Genomic DNA, 16,768 nt, shown 5'->3' with positions numbered 1-16,768 from the left:
CGTTTTTCCCAATAAAAACTATTCTACTTGTATCATGCCTGTTATTATTACGTGTGAATGATTCTTTTAGAGTTGAATCAATACAATATGAATCGAAAAACTTCTTTTCTGTTGATTTCGCCGCTGATCGTGGCCAGCTTTGCTGCCACAGGCGCCGATCTTCATCAGGTGATAATCCCTCAGCGGGACACGGTTGTGATCGCTCCAGAGCAACGGGGGGACATTGTCGGCGCACAGACGCGGGCGGTAACTATCGACCGCTCGAAGACCAGTTGGATCGTCTTGGAGCGAGCCAAGCCACGGGCAATGCTGCCCAGCGAAGAGGCTCGAATCGACAACGAGCTCCGAAGCCTTTCTTCAAGCGACGCAGTTGCAGTCAATGCAACAAATGGGCTTCTATTTCCGTTTGATAAGGTCGTCCCATTCTCTTGGGACCCAATCGATGCCCAGCTCGATACTTTCCTGAGCGCTAAGGGGCCAATCATCGTAACTGGCCACTCGGACGAAGTGGGCTCGACGGAATACAACGTGAAGTTGTCGCGACGTCGTGCTGAGGCCGTCGTTCGCTATCTCGTTATCAGCGGTGTCCCAAAGCGGCAGCTGAAGGTCGTGGCCATGGGGAAAAGCATGCCTATTCCCAACGCGAGCGCAGCGCTGAATCGGCGTGTAGTGATCACGTTGACGGGAGCCGCCGAATGAACGAGGTAGAGATCCCACGCTACGTTGACAGTCAGATTCAACTGTTCTTCTGGGAATTTGATGAGGCCATCGTTTTTGCAGCGTGCCTTGGCCTAGGAATTGTCCTCAGCGGCTATTACACGCTGCTTGGCTTGATTTTGGGGTACTACGGGGTCAAACGCTTCCGACGCTTCAAGAACGGCGAACTCGACGGCATTCTGCTTCATCTGTGTTACTGGGCCGGCCTCTTCAGCATCAACAAGCACTACGAAGATTCGGCCGTTCGTGATTTCTTTTATTGACCAATCGATAGGCACACTCACCATATGCGTCTGAATCTCTTAGCTAAATCGTGGAGAGACTCTAACAAGCTTTTGACCATCAATGGCTTTGTTTCAGCGGTTCTTGCGGTGGCTCTCCTCTTGCTTGTAATCGACAAGCTGTCCGACCACGAGCGTCAAACATTGGTTCCACTCACACTCAGTGGTCCGGTAAAGGTTACCTGGAATAGCGCCGATATGGAGTATTTCGAGGGCTTCGGCCTCTATATCGCAACCCTCACGGCCAACATCACGCCAAAGAACGCTGTCTTCGTTGCCGATCGGCTTTCCGCCCATTTTAGCCCGGAAGCGTACACGCAAATTCGCAAGCAATTGTATGGCTTGGCGACCGATCCAACGTTCGTTAAGAACGGCGGATCGGTATCTTTCACCCCGAATAAGGTTTACTCGGAGAAAACCAGCAAGAAGGTGTTCGTGGTGGGTGAGATGGTCTCCGCCAACTCTAACGGCCGCAACTCGCACGCATCAGTAATCGAGATGGAAATGACCATGGAGAAAGGGCTCCCCATGGTTAAGTCCATCACTAATTACTCCGGTACGGAGCCACATACGCATGAGTGGATCCAAAAGAATCCGACCAAAGCGCAGGAGCTGAAGAAGCTTGATTTGAAGCGGGCCGCTGAGATGGCGGACGATACTCCCACTGAACCAACCACGACAGAAGGTGCCCAGCAATGAAGCTCCCGAAAAAATACATTCCGGCGCTTGTTATCGCCCTGACCAGTTCTTTACTGGGACAAAGCGCATTTGCTCAAAAGACAGCTGCCGCTAGTATCGCTGATGCCACGCAAAAGCAGCGCGAGCAGGAAGCGTTGAAAGCAGCGCTAGCCGGGCTGGATGCAAAATCCATTCAAGCTAAACAAAACAAAGACTCCGGCAGCAAGCTGAAGGCTCTTGAGAAGCAAAAGACTGCGCGCGTCGCACCAACGACGTTACCGGGAATCGGCACAATGCCTGGCGAGCCGCAGCCCAGCGAAGCACAAGTGGTGCGGGTAGACAACAGCAGATCTTCCGTTGTTTATGTTTCCGGCTCTTTGCCTAACCGGATCGCTACGCCCTTCGCAAATCCAGTGGCCTTAGACAGCCAAGCGAAGGACTTCAGTGTCGAGCAAAAAGGTCAGTCGCTCTACGTGACGATGAACACCAGCAAGCCTGTTGGCCTGTTCATCCAAGGTGATAAGCCCACGGACAGCATCGCCTTGACGCTGGTCCCACGCGACATGCCGCTTCAGGTGATCAACCTTGTCTATGACAAGCCTGCTGGCCTACCTGCCCAAGCGGGCGAGGGTGAGTCCGCTCCTGATAGCAACGTCTACACCGACAAGATTCGCTATAACTTGCGCCAAATAGGACTGGGCAAGTCGCCGGAAGGCTTCAGCGAGGCTGCATTACCGAAAGCCGTTGCACGTATGGGCAAAGTTGTAGCCTACCCGATGACTCGCTACTCGGGCCCTGCCTACGATATTTTCAAATACAAGCTTGAGGCGACCGCCGATAACGTTGAGCTGGACGAGGGCAGCTTCTACACAGCTGGAGTGCGAGCCATCGCCTTCTTTCCACTTGCGACGCTACGGCGAGGCGAACAAACCGAGATGTACGTGATTTCTGACAAGACGGAGAGCGAGTGATGAGCGCCGGCATTTCTGAAAAAATGAAAGAAAAATGGCTATCGTTGAAGCCCCCCGCCCGGGCGGCGATCGCCATCGGCCTTCTGCTCGTAGTGCTGTTCCTGATCAGCAAGTTCTTTATTCGACCAGGCGAGCAACCTGTGCGCGTACGTAACGCACCCACGGCCTCCAACAGCTTACTGCTGCCGAAGCCGAAGGATGTAACAAATGAGCAGTTGGTTGGGATGGTCAATCGTCTTCAGTCTGACATCGGTACGATGAAGGACAAGACCGAGAGCATGCAGAAGAGCTTCGCAAGTGCAATGGAAGCGAAAGACAAGGAACTTGCGGCCAGCAAGACATCCTCGGCGTCGGCCGATCTGACTAAAGAGGTGATGGATCTGCGCTCGGAGGTTGCAGCTCTTAAAGCTAAGGAGGATAAGCCGACGCCATCAGCGAAGGGTAAGTCCCCCGACCTGGATGACCCGCTGCAGTTGCCCGGTGCCGACAGCACCGGAGAAAAGCAACCGGCCGAACCTGCTGCGCCACGTATTCGGGTAACAGGCACGCCATCAGCCCAAATTAAGGAGCCAGCCAAAGCGGCAGCGAAGCCGAACCCATATCTCCCGGCCACGTCCTTCTTCGAGGCGATGCTTATGAACGGTATGGATGCGCCAACGAGCTCCGCCGCACAAAAGAATCCTACGCCTGCCATGCTCCGCATCAAGACCGAGGCAATTCTTCCGAACAAGTACCGTTACGACATACGGGAGTGCTTCGCTCTGGTCTCAGGCTATGGCGTACTTTCGAGCGAACGCGCCCAGCTGCGTACTGAGACGCTTTCATGCGTAACCGAGGGAGGGAAAGTTCTTGAGTCCCGTGTTGACGGTTACATCGTGGGCGAAGACGGGCGCGTAGGGATGAGGGGACGATTAGTCTCCAAGCAGGGGCAACTGATCGCGAAGTCGCTTGCCGCGGGCGTGCTGAGCGGCTTTAGCCAGGCACTGACCCCTACCGCTATCCCTCGACTTGAAATCGGTGGAGGTTCAGGCTCAATCCAGACGCAAACGGCAGGACTGGACACGATTGCAGAGACTGGTGTCGCCAAGGGCTTCTCCACCGCTGCAAATTCAGCCAGCAAGTTCTTCCTCGACATGGCTAAGGAAATGACACCGGTGGTCGAAATCGATGCCGGCCGCAAGGTAACAATCGTCTTGACCAAGGGCGTCGAGCTCAAATAAACCACAGGAGTCGCCGTGAAACACAAAATCGTCTTTCTCATTCCAGCCCTGATCCTCAGTGGTTGCGCTAGCTACTTGAATACAGCTGACAACGACTCGTTCAGTTGCCCCGGCATGCCGCAGGGCGTGATCTGCAAAACTCCACTGGCGGTCTACAAGTCCACCATGGGCGCTCCCGCTCAGACCGAATCGGATATGCCGATTGGCAGCCACGTTAAGGGCGTCACCTTCGGGGATAACGCGGGAAACGTTGCGAGCCCTGATCGAGCAAATGCCGACGACGTCGGAACGACAGGGCTTCCAGGGATCACCGGACCGGGTGTTGGAAAGCCCGTCCGGACCGCCGCCACAGTCATGCGTATCTGGATCGCTCCGTGGACCGACAGCAAGGACGACTTGCACTATCCATCATATCTCTTCACTGAGATTCAGCCCCGCCGTTGGAGCTTTGGTAAATCCGAGCTTGCCGGTCAGGGCCTGGCCGTTCCGCACCGCGAGGCTGCAGTAGCTGCCAACGCTCCCCCCGCTTCCCCGAATAAGCCGTCTGCCCCAAAGAAGTCTGGTGGGGAAGGGCAGCCGGCTTCAAACGGAGAGAGTGGTCACGTATCTCCGACCGCAATCCCCGGCATTGCATCCCCTGCAGACATCAACCTGGATTAACCACAACATACCCTGAGGTCAATGATGAAAAAATTGATGCGAGCGCCGCTCGAACTGAAGAACAACGCTACCACCACTCTCTATCTGACGGCCGCCGTCATCCTCTGCGCAGTCTCTGCCCAGGCCGCGACCGATGCAACCTTCCAAGAGATCGTCGACAAGCTGATCGCTTGGCTCACCGGCTCCCTGGGCATGACCTTCTCGCTCGGTGCTCTGGCGATCGGTCTGACCATCGGCATGATCAAGCAAAGCATCATGGGCGTCGCCGTCGGCATCGGCATTGCGCTGGCATGCTCGATCGGGCCGGCAGTCCTGATGGGCATCTTTACCGCGGCGCTGTAAGAGACGCGCCATTCGGTTGCGATGGGACCTTCGGGTCACCATCGCTCTCTTCCTGATTTTTGTTCAAAGGCGTCTATGTTAGGCTTAACCCTTCAATCCTCGACCGCTGGCGGGCTAACTTCCTCCCGTCAAAACCTGCCTCACTCGAAAATCTGGGTTCAAGCCTATGATATCGACAATGGCTTGTTCCTGGCCTCCGACAAGAAGGAGCACTACCTAGGCGCCGCCTTCGTTTCGCTACCCCTCACGGGTGCTACTGCTGCAACCATTGAGCAAGTTAAGTCGGCTCTGAGCGCACCATTCCCCCCCGGGACCTTCGTTCAGATCGGGCTGCTCAGTAGCCCTGACATCGAGAACACTCTCGGCCGCTACCTCAACAAGAAGCGTTCCTGCCAAGACGAGGTGCTCCGCGAATTGGCTCAAGATCATGTGGATCTCTTCCGGAGAGGAATTGACGATCCCATTATCCGGCTGAATGCCATCAAGACCAATTTCAAGCGTGTCATTGTCACGTTGAAGTTGCCTGTCCAGCGGCCTCTTCCTACCTTGGAGGACCTCAAGGTGGCAAAAGAAGCCGTCGAGAAGCTCCAAGAAGCTCTCAAGGCAGCAGGCATACACTCGACCCAGCTCGACGCATCCAATTACCTTCGCATGATCCGCCGGATCGCTGACCCCTGGGCTGCTCCTGACAGCGTTTGGGATCAGGACATTCCCATCGCCGAACAGGTATTTCCGCGTGGTTCCTCAGTGAACTTCTCGGACCCTGCCACTATTGCCTTTAACGGAGACGAAAAAGGCGAGAATGCCACGCACTATGTGAAGGTGCTGAGCGTGAAACGCTTTCCGAAGAAGGCTAGTCTCGCCATCATGAATCATGTGGTTGGCGAGCCGGCAGGTAACAACAATCAAATGACAGATCCGTACTACATGGTTCTGACGCTGCACTATCCAGACCAGGTGAAGAAGATTGACAGTGTTCGTGGAAAGTCCTCGTACATCAATCACCAATGTTTCGGACCTACTGCGAAAATGATTCCGACTCTCGGCTATAAGAAAGCCGGGATTGATGTCCTTGTGCACGAAATCGAAGGAAAAAGCGCAGTAGTGGTCGAGGCCAACTTCTCCATCTTCCTGTTCGCGAAACAGAAGCAGCAGCTGAACAAGCTCTCCGCCGGCCTCGAAGCGTACTACACGTCCCTGGGCCTGGAGATGAAAGAGGACCGCAGAATCCTGGAAGCGCTCTGGAACAACTTCCTGCCTCTCAACACGACCACTGAAGGTACGAAAAACCTGTTTCGTTTCCACACCTTAGGTGTACGTCACGCGGTTCAGTTTCTACCTGTAATCGGCGAATGGACAGGAAGCATGAGTTCGGGCTCACTCATGCTCCTGACGCGGCGAGGGGAACCTGCCACGTTCGACATCTACGACTCTGCCACGAATTACAACGGCATTGTATTCGCCGAACCAGGTGCTGGTAAGTCGTTCCTGACGCAGAAAATAGTGAGCGATTACCTCGCCGAAGGAGCTAAGGTATGGGCCATTGACGCAGGTCGTAGCTACTACAAGCTCTGCAAGGCAACCAAAGGAACGTTCATCGAATTCCAGCCGGAATCGAAGATTATTCTGAACCCGTTCACGTTCGTCGAGAACCTCGACGACGACATGGATATCATCAAAACGATGATCGCCAAAATGGCGGCTCCAGAGACTGCACTGAGCGACTACGAAATGTCGCTCTTAGAAAACGCTATCAGTGGCACGTTCAGCGCTGAGGGCAAAGGATCGACGGTCGCGAAAGTTGCTTCGTTCCTGCGTGAACAGCCGCAGCCTGAAGCACAACGTCTCGCGACTCAGCTTTTCTCCTTCTCGCAAGGCCAGTATTCCCATTGGTTCGAAGGTACGAGCAACCTCAACATGGACAACGATTTCGTCGTCCTCGAACTTGCCGAACTTAAAGGCCGCAAGGCCCTGCAGCAGGTTGTCCTTCTGCAGTTGATGGCCCGAATCAACTATGAAATGTTTCTGACACGTGGCCGGAAGAAGATTCTGATCATCGATGAGGCGTGGGAGCTCCTGGATGATCCGATCATGGGCAAGGCGATTGAGGCCATGTATCGGAAAGCGCGAAAAGAGCAGGGCGCCGTGATCATTGTCACGCAATCCATCGCCGACCTCTATCGATCTTCGAACGCTGTAGCGATTGCAAGTAACTCGGCGTGGCAGTTCATCCTGCAACAAAACCATGAGGCCATTGACGCGGCGATCGCGGACGGACAGTTCAAAATCGATAGCTATGGCGCATCTATGCTAAAAACGGTCCATACGAACCCGGGCCAGTATTCTGAGGTCATGGTGAAGCGCGGACAGAACTGGGGTATTTTCCGCCTGGCCGTGTCGCGCTTCACGCAGGTGATGTACTCCACGAAGGATAACGAGCGTGACGACATCTTCAATGCGATCGACCGCGGCGAATCCGTTGTCGATGCGGTGAGGAGCTTTATCAGCGTCGAGCAACAGCAAAAGAATGGGCTTCCCGCTGCAGCGAACGAACGTATTTCAACCCTTGCCGCATAACTCAAAATGCACAAAAGCCCGCACATGCGGGCTTTTTCAATTCTATTTGTATTGTTTTTATACATTAAGATTATTGTTCCGTGTTATTCTACGGCTCCTGCTACTACGAGGTACTGTATCATGAGCGATGCCACACTTTCCCCGCCAGCGAGCCCTGAAAAACCGCAGCAGGCTCAAGCAGGATCTCCCAATAATGGAGTGTCCTTCATCACAGTTGTCATCGTTAGCTTCATCATTTCTGGTTTCAGCTGTTTCACTACCTACCAATTTATGCAAAACCATCCGCCGCAACTGGTGGCAACGGTTAATGCAAGCAAACTCGTTGACGCAAATGCGCGACGAGTACTTAAGCCTGGCATAACCGCCGAGGAAGCAGCTAAGGCCGGCGATGTCTTTGTCAAAAAGCTGGATTCGATTCTGCACGAGTACTCTGCAGCAGGGATGTTGGTCGTGAACTCAAATTTGGTGATCAACAAAGTCCCGCAAATCGACATTACCGAGCAGGTCTTGCGCCAACTGGATGATTCGAATGAGCAGCCCTCAGCCACAGATGGCCAGTAAGTTTTCCCAAAGCTTGCGTGACCGGTTAGGTAGTAAGTGGAATGTCACGGCCATTGCGGTCGTAATGGCGGTAGGAGCTTGCATGTACCCCGCTGCTAATTGGCTTCACGCACGATACCGAATCAGCATTGACCTGAGCTCTATCCGCTGCCTGCCGGAGCGCGTGTATCTCGTCAAAATCGACAGATCTTTCCGGCCGCATCGCGGAGAGGTTGTGGCCTTTAAAGCACCGCACGGTTTGATGCTTCCACAATTTGACGGCAAGATTATCGCAAAGCTTGTCGCCGGCGTACCTGGCGATAGAGTGCTCATCAAGAACGACAGGGCGTATGTAAACGGCCAGTTTATCGGCGAGCTGATCCTTAACGGAAAACTCGGAAAGAGCGCTGGCGCGTTCGATCGCGATGAGATCGTGCCAGAGGGGAAGCTCTTTGTTATCGGGACGCTGCCTCGGAGCTACGATGGTCGCTACTGGGGCTTTCTGAATCAAGACGTACTCATCGGCCACGTGACGCCACTGCTCTAGCCTTCGACCAATGAAAACTCGACACCACTGGATTCTCTTTTCGTTGCTCGCTTGCGTTTGCTTCAGCACGCAAGCCCAAGAGGACGAACCGCAAGAGAGATTTTTTGATCGCAAAGCTGAAGGCTGGTTCTGGTACAAGGATCCGAAGGAGGTAACTCAACCGCCTCAGGTCCCGACATCGCCCCCGCCACCGCCAGATTCGACGAAAGCAAAGCCCAAAGAGGAAAAGGTTGAGGCGTTTTCGGTCACATGGCTGCGCAAAAATATGCCGAAGCTTTTAGATAAGGCCATCGACGATCCAACGAAAGAAAACGTCGAGGCGTATCTATATGCCCAACGTGTCGCTTTAGACAAGTCGCAGCTGTACGCGGAGCAAGCGCGTCGTGTAGTGGCATCGGATCCTCTATTGGATGAAAATAATCGTGTTCCGCTAGCGACGTTTGCGAAATCCTTCTTCCTGCGCCACGCCAACAACGACAGTCGTGAGGCTTTACGCTACGTTGCGCAGAAGGCTGGGCTCTGGCTGTTCTTTGATTCGTCATGTCAATACTGCAGGCCACAAGCCGCGACGATTCGGGAGCTTGCTAGCAAGTACGGGTTCATTGCCAAGTACATCTCGGTAGATGGTGGAGGACTGCCCAATATCCCGAACTTTGTCCGGGATAACGGTCACGTCAAGCTTCTGAATCTCAAGATCACACCCACAACTGTGCTAGTCGTGCCGCCGAATAATTACTACATCGTCTCGCAGGGCATGATGGCGGAGGACCAACTTGGCGAGCGCATCCTTCTGGCTGCAGACACCAACAATCTTCTGACACCTGATCTGGCCAAGAAGATCAGAACCTACGATCGCGGCGTTCTTTCAAACGATGATATGAAAGCTGGCGCGAGCGATGATCCGAAGGCCTGGACGAAGTATCTGAAAGAACGACTCATGGGCAAGTACTAACAAGGCGATGATATGAACCTGAACCGACAACTGAAGATATTCACGTTTTTCATCTCCATGCTGTTCCTTGCGCCAAGTGCGCATGCGGAGCTACAGGACGCTCTCGACAGTATGTTCACCTCGAACTCTACAACGCCAGGTAGCTTCAGCAACCAGACTCGCGGCGGCTTGGTAGGCGGCGGCGGCTCTATCCGTATGCCGATCCGAAACATTAATTTGGTGGCATTTGACCCTCCGAGAATCTCGGCTGGATGCGGGGGCATCGACCTCTTCGGCGGCGCATTTTCTTTCATCAACGCGGACCAATTAGTGGCACTCTTTCGTCAAATTGCCGCGAACGCCGTAGGTGTGGCGTTCAAGGCAGCCATTAACGCGATCAATCCGCAGCTGGCTGGACTCATGGAGGAATTTCAATCCAAGATCGCTGCGCTGAACAACATGATGAAAAATACCTGCGCTGTGGCCCAGACCGTAATGGATAAAAGCGGTGCCAGCGACGCGATCCGTAGCTTCGTAGGTCAATCGACCTCCAGCATTACAGAGGCAATCGGTGGTGGGGTTTCCGACGTGCTTGCCGGGGTCAACTCGATCCTGCCCGAGCCGAATAAGGTCACGCGCGATTCGCAAAATCGTGGTGATCCTGAAATGGGCAACATCACCTGGAAGGCCCTGAACGCAAGTAAGGCATCACAACTGTTCGGTGATCCTAGTAGCTCTGCCGACACCAACAGCTCGAACGAGGTAATGATGAGCCTCTTGGGTACAGTGATTGTTGGCCCCGCGTCATCCACAGACTCGGAAAACCCCGACGGGTCGGTCCAGGTTGATAACGGCCGGTTCTGGAAGCCAACCATTCATCTTTCTGAACTGCGGGATGGCAACATGGACGGCGACCGACCGGTAGTGATTCTGCGCTGCACCGACGGATACGATGAAAAGCAGTGCCGCTCGCTATCGATGAGTAATCTGAACTTTGGTGGCGTTTCCGGTCTGGTTAATACCCAACTTTTCGGCGACTCTAGCGGCAAGACGACTACAACCGATTCGATCGTTGGAAAGTTGCTGAACTGCAGTGGCACCGGCTGCAGCTTCTCCAATTCCCAACAGAACTTTATCAATACCGTTAGTGCTCCCGTCTTGGGTCTAATCAAGAAAGTTCAGAGTCAGCCGAGTGCGGCAGAGGTTGTTGCAAGACAGCTCACGCCGGTGATCGTGGACGAAATCACGATTATGTATGCGGAGGCAGCGCTGAACGCTGTGGGCAAATCTTTCAGCGGAACCAAATACACAATGGACGCAAATATCCGACAGTCCGAAACGGACTTGCGGCAAGAAATCACCGCGCTGCGGAATACCACCGCTGATCGTATGAATACGTTAAATGCCACGTTCCAGTACGCCGAGCAGATCATCAAGAACAACCCGGCCATCAATGGCCTGCAAGTGGACCGCCGTAACTAGGAGCTAGCGTGGACTTTAACATCTATGTTCTCGGGGACGCCAAGACGTTCTACACAACACTCAACGCCGTAGCCATGTTCTTTTCGAATCATGGCATGATGAATAGCACATATCTTCTTGGATCAATCGTTACCCTCATCTCTGCAATCTTGTTCGTTATTGGCCGGCAGAGCGATGGCGGGATTCCTGGTGCAATTGGACCAGCTGCTGGAGCATTCAGCTTTGCAGCGATCGTCGCGACATCCACTATCACTTCGACCGTGTACGTGAACGACATCTACTCTGGGAACACCATCAAAGTAGACAACGTCCCACTGTTAATCAGCATGCCTGCCTCGGCATTCACTACCGGCATGTACAAGATCTTTGATAAAGCCAATGTCTCCTTCCAGAGCGTCGATGGTAGCTATATGGCTGTCAGCCAGCAGGGGTTCGTTACCCCCCTGAAGATCTTATACGCGCTTCGCTCAGGATTCAAAAACTACGCGCCAGGCCTGTCGTTGACGGTTACTACGTTCATCCAGGACTGCATCCCGAACTCCGACACATTCAACAAGCGAAACTTTGCTAATTCTGTGGACTCGATTAACTACATAATCGAAAATGCCCGGCCAAATGGCATGACCACGACCTATGATGACGCATCGACTTCAGCTAATGGAACAGTGACATCTTGCGTTGACGCCGGCAACTACATCAAGGGCAAAGTCCAGTCTACTCTCGCCAATGACAGCACGGTGGTACGAAACGTGATCAACGCTGCTCTGAAGGAGAAGAACCCCTTCGGGACGCAATATAGCGGAGATGACGTTGCCATGATTTGGGAGCAGGTTCTGCCTCCAAACTTCAAGGCACAAGGTGCAGGACTAGATGCTGCGCAGACCGCCCAGACCTTCATGTCGAATGCCCTGGCTTACAACACGATCCACGATACCTTCGGCTGCATGCAATCAGTCGGAGATCCTTCGGCATTCAATTCGTGCAACATCAACCTCACGCAGGCAAGCGAACAGTTCCGAAATGACTCGGCTGCCGCGGGCTCGTATTTCTCCAAGCTGATGTTCCCGGCGATGACATTCATGCAGTTGATGTTCTTCGGATTCGCCCCGATCGTCATTATCTTCGGCTTGCTTAAAGGCGGTGGAGCACTGCCGCTCTACTTGAAATATCTGGTGTTCGGTGTGTGGACATCAAGCTGGCTACCGTTTTCTGCGATTATCCAGATGTACATCCAGAATGATGTGTATGACAAGCTGAGTCAGCTGCCGACCGGCGCCTTGACCTACAGTACGAATGCCCAGTTCTATGACATCCTGGCAAACCGCCTCGCAATCGCATCCGATATGCTGGCAGCGACGCCTCTCGTATCCTTCGCTTTGCTAACCGGTGGTGCTATGGCGATGACGTCCCTGGCGAACAGGTATGCTGGGCGTGACTATGTGGACGAAAAGGCGACCTCGCCGGCGTTAATGCAGAACGGGGCATTAGTGTCCAACGGCCCTCAATTGCAAATGGCCGCGACCCTCCAAGGCGATGCAAATACCGGGGTGAGAGCCTCAACCACTCCTGTTAATCAATACAGCCTCGGTTCGGCTCTAGACTCCAGCGTGCAGAGCGCATCAGCCCTGGCCAGCACCACAACACATTCTGCGAACGAATCGTTTAACAAAATGCGAGACTGGGCAGAACGAAATAACATCTCGTTTAAGAATTCGAACGGTGAAATGGTTTCGGTTGGCGCTGCAGCGCAACAACGCGTCTCACAAACAGAAGCAGCGACGTTTCAAGCTCTGAAATCAGCTGGTATCTCCGATTCGGAGGCAGTTGCGTTTGTCAACGAGATGAAGGCTAGCGGCGGGTTCAGTGCGCCAATGGGGCTAGCAAGTATCCAGGCCGGCTTGGCAGCTTCGAAGTCGCTCTCCGCAAGTGCAGAACAACGTAAGGCAATGAGCGAAGATATCAAGCGATCAGTAGGCTCCGACAAAGCGTGGGCCGACGATGTCGCTAGTCGTGTATCACATTCCATCGATCATTCGAACGGAGTTGACAAGTCTTCAGGCCGGAGTTTAAGTCACGCCTTTAGCGATTCCGTTTCAAAAGCCTCTCAAGCTTCGGAGTCATATCAGACGGCTGCAGCTATGCGGCGCAGCATGTCGTCGAATTTCACAACCGACGATATGCATTTAGGCGCCCAAATTTTGTCACGGCCAGGTGCCCAGGCAATCATGTCGCAGGCTGTAGCGAACATGTCACCGGAGCAGCGTGAGCACTTCAATAAGGCCGTCGCGAATGAACGACAACTACTTCAGTCGGGAGGCGCAAGTATTGTCGGATCTGAATGGACGGCCCAATATCGAGCGTTAGCTGCAATGGGTGGAAATGACGCAGCTCTGGCCGGTGTTCTTTCGAATGTCTCTGGCGCTGCCGCACCAGGTGACGTCAACTTCGATCGAAACGCCAACCTGGAACGGCCTCAAGAGAAGCCGAATGGGTTCGTGGTCCCAACGGTAAATGGTGGCGGTACCAATGGCCCTTCTGGAGAAGCAATGACGGAAAAGGCACAGGATATGTTGAGCGTAGCTGCGCCAAACCAGTACACTCAACGCTTGCAAGCGGAGCAAGACGTTATTGAGGCTAACAACAGAAGCGCGCGCGACGCTTTCGATGCAACCAAGGACCAGCACCCACAACTGGGAGCCGATAAGCTAGAGCAAATGCCGGCGGTTCCTTCGAAAGACACGCAGTCTCGCGCAGGTAATGCAGCTCAAGAATGGCAATCCGGCATGTTGTTCTGAACCAAGGAGGCAAACGCCCACCCAAAAAAAGCCCGCATCAGCGGGCTTTTTTTCTTCTCTTACACGAATTCAACCGAGGGCACGGGAGATCAATCCGTTTGCGAGCTGGAAGAAGAGGTTGTTGTCGCCATTAACCGAGTCCGGAGTGATCACATATTGCCCGGCAATCGCAACGGACGGTGTCGCGTCGATCCTATACACATCGAGCTTCCCATAGGCACGTTGCAATGGCTCCGCAGTGATTTGAGCAGCCGCCTGCCCGAATCCCCGAATTCGAGCACGCTCTGCGATATACGCCCATGTTTTCCCATCAGCCATGCGCATGTTTCTATCCTGGATCGCCGAAAACGCGTTGCTGAGGAAATCACCCAGCCTTGCCGGATCAGCCCTCAGGGCGGCATAGAATGCGGACCCGGCCATAACCGACTCCTTGTCCGGCTGAACTACCGGAACGAACTCAGCTTCCCAACCGGGTGGCATTGTCTTGGACCAGGTCACCAATTGAGAGCTATAGCTGGCGCAGACTGGGCAGGTGAAGGAGATAAAGATCAGCGCTTTTCGCCGATCGCTCACCACTGGAGGAACACTCCTATAGGGCTCAGGCGGCTGAGACGAACTTGCCAGATTCGTTTGCGGCGCTGCCACGCTGAATGGTGTGAGCAGACTTGCGGCGGCCGTTAAAAGCAAGGATCGACGATTCATACAACTGTTCCTCAGTAAGATAGTTTTGTTCCAGCACCATATCGAAGAGCGAATGCCCCGGGCGTTCTCGGCGCCAAATATCCACCAGTTGATTGACTTTGGGGATCGCGAGCACACCGGTAAAGACAAAGTAATTCAGAAGCTCCGGTGCCCCCTCGGTATAGCCGATGCACTTGATTACGTCCGTCGCCGAGCAAAGCTGCTTTTCGACGAGAAGCTGTCCGAGCCGGCGTACCATGCCACGATCACGCATGATGCCTTGCTCCACAACCGCGTTGAAGACGTCCTTCTCTGAGGCATGGCCGAACTCAATCAATACCTGACCCAGCCGCTTTCCTTGCGGGCATGCTGGAACCTCTCGGTCCACCGCTTGAGCGTCTTCCAGGCGAACTTTTCCTTCCGTTGCCAGACGGATACCCGCTTGCGCCATTGTCTCAAACTGCGGTTGCCGGTTCGCAGCGTTGAGGATGCCCGCCTCCCCTTCGTTGTTTCGAATTGCTTCAGCCACGAATGAGTCAGTGCGGATCATTTCGATAAGGGGGATTCGGCCGCAGTAGTCATCGCTTGGCGGAACCACGGGGAACTTCAGGTCTTCCCAGGCTACCCCGGCTGCATCTAGCCACTCGCCTTCCACCTCGCTGGCCTCACGCCATTGAATATTGGTCGCGTTCGGGTCGATCCGATCTACCAAGCGTTGGGAGATTACTGCACGTACCGTATCGATGATTTTCTGCTTATCGATGCCGAAGTCTAATAAGCGGCTGTAGACCATGGCCGCGTTGTTCGCGTGAATGGACGCCAACACCAGGTGACCGGTATTGGCCGCTTCAATCGCAATCATCGCCGTTTCCACGTCCCGGATCTCGCCAACGAGGATAACCTTTGGAGCTTGACGAAGAACCGCACGTAGGCCTGCGGCGTACGTGATGTGCTGACTGATGTTGACTTGGGTGATGCCCGGGAAGATCTTTTCCACGGGATGCTCAAGTGTAACGATGTTAGTCTTACCGTCGTGCAACTTCGCCAACATTGCATAAAGGGTGGTGGTCTTGCCAGATCCCGTTGGACCACAGATCAGAAAGAGCCCAGAGCACTCGCGCAGCACTTTATCAATCTCGCGACGTACCATTGGGCTCATCTCGATCTTGTCCAAAGACGTCACGCCCGACGTGGAATCGACCACGCGAGTTACTATCTTATGGCCCAATATGCTGGGAAGAATGTTGAGGCGCAGGTCCAAGCGCCGGTCGGGGTAGTTGAGATAGGTACGACCATCTAGAGCGGAATGACGATCCGCTGAGGAGATCTGCGCACGCGCTCGGATCTTGTCATCCACGTATTTCACAAAGTGCCCAGGATCATGGGAGCTGTAGTGGGAGAGACGGCCCCCGATGCCGAATTTGACTACGAGCTGGTCGTTCTCGAAGAAGAAGTGAATGTCCGCTGCACCGCGTTTGGCCCCAACATGGAATGTCTCGTTTAGCCATTCCGTCGACTCACGATCAGCAGTATTAGTTGATATAAAGAGATCAGCTGCCATTTTTACGCTCCGCATTTCGCATAATCGGGCCCCATGGTGGTACGCCCAACGATGCGCTGAGCTGCCGCATCCGTGTTGACGCTCCAAAGGATCAACCGCAGCCGAGCCTCTTGGCTCAGGTAGTTTGCTCCTAGCCATCGCACGCCGTTAAACACCGCACGTACCGGGCCAGTAGAGCGGTAGATCCGTTCGCACGAGTCTGTGGCAGCGAAGGCGTAGATGACGTAGCCCATGGTTAGGACTGCAAGTGCACTTCCAATCATTTGCTTCATCGTTTCCTCATCTTGATGTTATTCCAAACCTTCTTTATGTAACGCTTTTGCGCGTCGGTGTTGTCCGAGTACACGCCCGTGTTATAGGCGCCAACGGCTTTCCAGGTGAGTCCGTACATACGGACTGCATCTTTTAATATGTATGCGCCGACCAAGACATTTACGCAGGCATCCTTGAGTGACTCACGAGTTACTCCAAGTCTGCTTAACTCCGGTAGCCAGATGGTGCTAACCATCATCAGTCCGATGTATTCGCGTTGTCCGATCTGCACAACCAAGGCTGGATCGTATTTGGCGTTCTCTGTGGTCGCTATTGCTCTCAGCAATGACTCGTCCAAGCCGAACCGTTTCGCGGCTTCAGCAAAGCAATAGGCCCGGGCCGAGCCCGCGCCGCCTATCAGCAGGACAAGCAGTACGAATATCTTTTTAATGCACACTGATTGATTTATACACGTAAGAATAAGCAGATTATAATTCAATGAATCGGCTTTTTTAATTCAGTTTGCACACATC

At 53.8% G+C, this 16,768-nt stretch carries 16 protein-coding genes; 13 read left to right on the top strand and 3 right to left on the bottom strand.

The genetic code is table 11. From position 1 onward, the window contains the following. Window positions 1-87 precede the first annotated feature (87 nt). The 13 genes from ACLRDN_RS26275 to ACLRDN_RS26215 all read left to right on the top strand — a co-directional run bounded on the left by ACLRDN_RS26275 (window position 88) and on the right by ACLRDN_RS26215 (window position 13,741). A complete protein-coding gene (locus ACLRDN_RS26275) occupies window positions 88-699 on the top strand; it encodes an OmpA family protein (RefSeq protein WP_413460805.1) in 612 nt (203 codons plus the stop codon). Next, window positions 696-980 carry a type IV conjugative transfer system protein TraL gene (gene traL / locus ACLRDN_RS26270; RefSeq protein WP_284076851.1) on the top strand — a complete coding sequence of 95 codons (285 nt, stop codon included), beginning with the start codon at window positions 696-698 and terminating at the stop codon, window positions 978-980. The genes ACLRDN_RS26275 and traL overlap by 4 nt, the downstream gene beginning before the upstream one ends. Window positions 981-1,004: 24 nt before the next feature. Then, window positions 1,005-1,697, top strand: coding sequence for a TraE/TraK family type IV conjugative transfer system protein (locus tag ACLRDN_RS26265; protein ID WP_413460804.1), 693 nt, complete (start codon window positions 1,005-1,007; stop codon window positions 1,695-1,697). Continuing rightward, the gene (locus tag ACLRDN_RS26260) at window positions 1,694-2,647 is read left to right on the top strand and encodes a type-F conjugative transfer system secretin TraK (protein WP_413460803.1); all 954 of its coding nucleotides are present in this window, start codon (window positions 1,694-1,696) and stop codon (window positions 2,645-2,647) included. The genes ACLRDN_RS26265 and ACLRDN_RS26260 overlap by 4 nt, the downstream gene beginning before the upstream one ends. After that, entirely contained in the window at window positions 2,647-3,867 is a 1,221-nt protein-coding gene (locus ACLRDN_RS26255) for a TrbI/VirB10 family protein (RefSeq protein WP_413460802.1), read from the top strand. Before ACLRDN_RS26260 ends, ACLRDN_RS26255 begins: the two co-directional genes overlap by 1 nt. 15 nt (window positions 3,868-3,882) lie before the next feature. Further along, window positions 3,883-4,527 carry a type IV conjugative transfer system lipoprotein TraV gene (traV, locus tag ACLRDN_RS26250; RefSeq protein WP_413460801.1) on the top strand — a complete coding sequence of 215 codons (645 nt, stop codon included), beginning with the start codon at window positions 3,883-3,885 and terminating at the stop codon, window positions 4,525-4,527. A 21-nt stretch (window positions 4,528-4,548) separates the two neighbouring features. Continuing rightward, on the top strand, window positions 4,549-4,869 hold the full coding sequence (gene traA, locus ACLRDN_RS26245) for a TraA family conjugative transfer protein (protein WP_311434910.1): 321 nt from the start codon (window positions 4,549-4,551) through the stop codon (window positions 4,867-4,869). A 183-nt stretch (window positions 4,870-5,052) separates the two neighbouring features. Continuing rightward, window positions 5,053-7,446 carry a type IV secretion system protein TraC gene (traC, locus tag ACLRDN_RS26240; RefSeq protein WP_413460800.1) on the top strand — a complete coding sequence of 798 codons (2,394 nt, stop codon included), beginning with the start codon at window positions 5,053-5,055 and terminating at the stop codon, window positions 7,444-7,446. 120 nt (window positions 7,447-7,566) lie between these two features. After that, window positions 7,567-8,007, top strand: coding sequence for a hypothetical protein (locus tag ACLRDN_RS26235; RefSeq protein WP_413460799.1), 441 nt, complete (start codon window positions 7,567-7,569; stop codon window positions 8,005-8,007). Window positions 8,008-8,089: 82 nt separating this feature from the next. Beyond that, window positions 8,090-8,533, top strand: coding sequence for a signal peptidase I (gene lepB, locus ACLRDN_RS26230; protein WP_413460798.1), 444 nt, complete (start codon window positions 8,090-8,092; stop codon window positions 8,531-8,533). A 10-nt stretch (window positions 8,534-8,543) separates the two neighbouring features. Next, the gene (traF, locus tag ACLRDN_RS26225; protein ID WP_413460797.1) at window positions 8,544-9,485 is read left to right on the top strand and encodes a conjugal transfer protein TraF; all 942 of its coding nucleotides are present in this window, start codon (window positions 8,544-8,546) and stop codon (window positions 9,483-9,485) included. A 12-nt stretch (window positions 9,486-9,497) separates the two neighbouring features. Further along, window positions 9,498-10,946: a conjugal transfer protein TraH gene (locus ACLRDN_RS26220; protein WP_413460796.1), complete on the top strand. Its 1,449-nt coding sequence runs from the start codon at window positions 9,498-9,500 to the stop codon at window positions 10,944-10,946. An 8-nt stretch (window positions 10,947-10,954) separates the two neighbouring features. Beyond that, window positions 10,955-13,741: a conjugal transfer protein TraG N-terminal domain-containing protein gene (locus ACLRDN_RS26215; RefSeq protein WP_413460795.1), complete on the top strand. Its 2,787-nt coding sequence runs from the start codon at window positions 10,955-10,957 to the stop codon at window positions 13,739-13,741. Window positions 13,742-13,810: 69 nt separating this feature from the next. Here the strand turns inward: ACLRDN_RS26215 and ACLRDN_RS26210 are convergent, their stop codons facing one another. The 3 genes from ACLRDN_RS26210 to ACLRDN_RS26200 all read right to left on the bottom strand — a co-directional run bounded on the left by ACLRDN_RS26210 (window position 13,811) and on the right by ACLRDN_RS26200 (window position 16,734). Continuing rightward, window positions 13,811-14,314, bottom strand: coding sequence for a thiol:disulfide interchange protein DsbA/DsbL (locus tag ACLRDN_RS26210; protein WP_413460794.1), 504 nt, complete (start codon window positions 14,312-14,314; stop codon window positions 13,811-13,813). A 25-nt stretch (window positions 14,315-14,339) separates the two neighbouring features. Next, on the bottom strand, window positions 14,340-15,983 hold the full coding sequence (locus ACLRDN_RS26205) for a GspE/PulE family protein (protein WP_413460793.1): 1,644 nt from the start codon (window positions 15,981-15,983) through the stop codon (window positions 14,340-14,342). A gap of 268 nt (window positions 15,984-16,251) precedes the next feature. Next, window positions 16,252-16,734, bottom strand: coding sequence for a lytic transglycosylase domain-containing protein (locus tag ACLRDN_RS26200; protein WP_284076865.1), 483 nt, complete (start codon window positions 16,732-16,734; stop codon window positions 16,252-16,254). Between the last annotated feature and the right edge of the window lie 34 nt (window positions 16,735-16,768).

Origin of the sequence: Herbaspirillum huttiense (assembly GCF_047300815.1) — a bacterium.
Classification (GTDB): Bacteria; Pseudomonadota; Gammaproteobacteria; order Burkholderiales; family Burkholderiaceae_D; genus Herbaspirillum; species Herbaspirillum huttiense_A.
The sequence above is the reverse complement of the archived record's forward strand: the minus strand, read 5'-3'. Positions and strand labels throughout refer to the sequence as shown.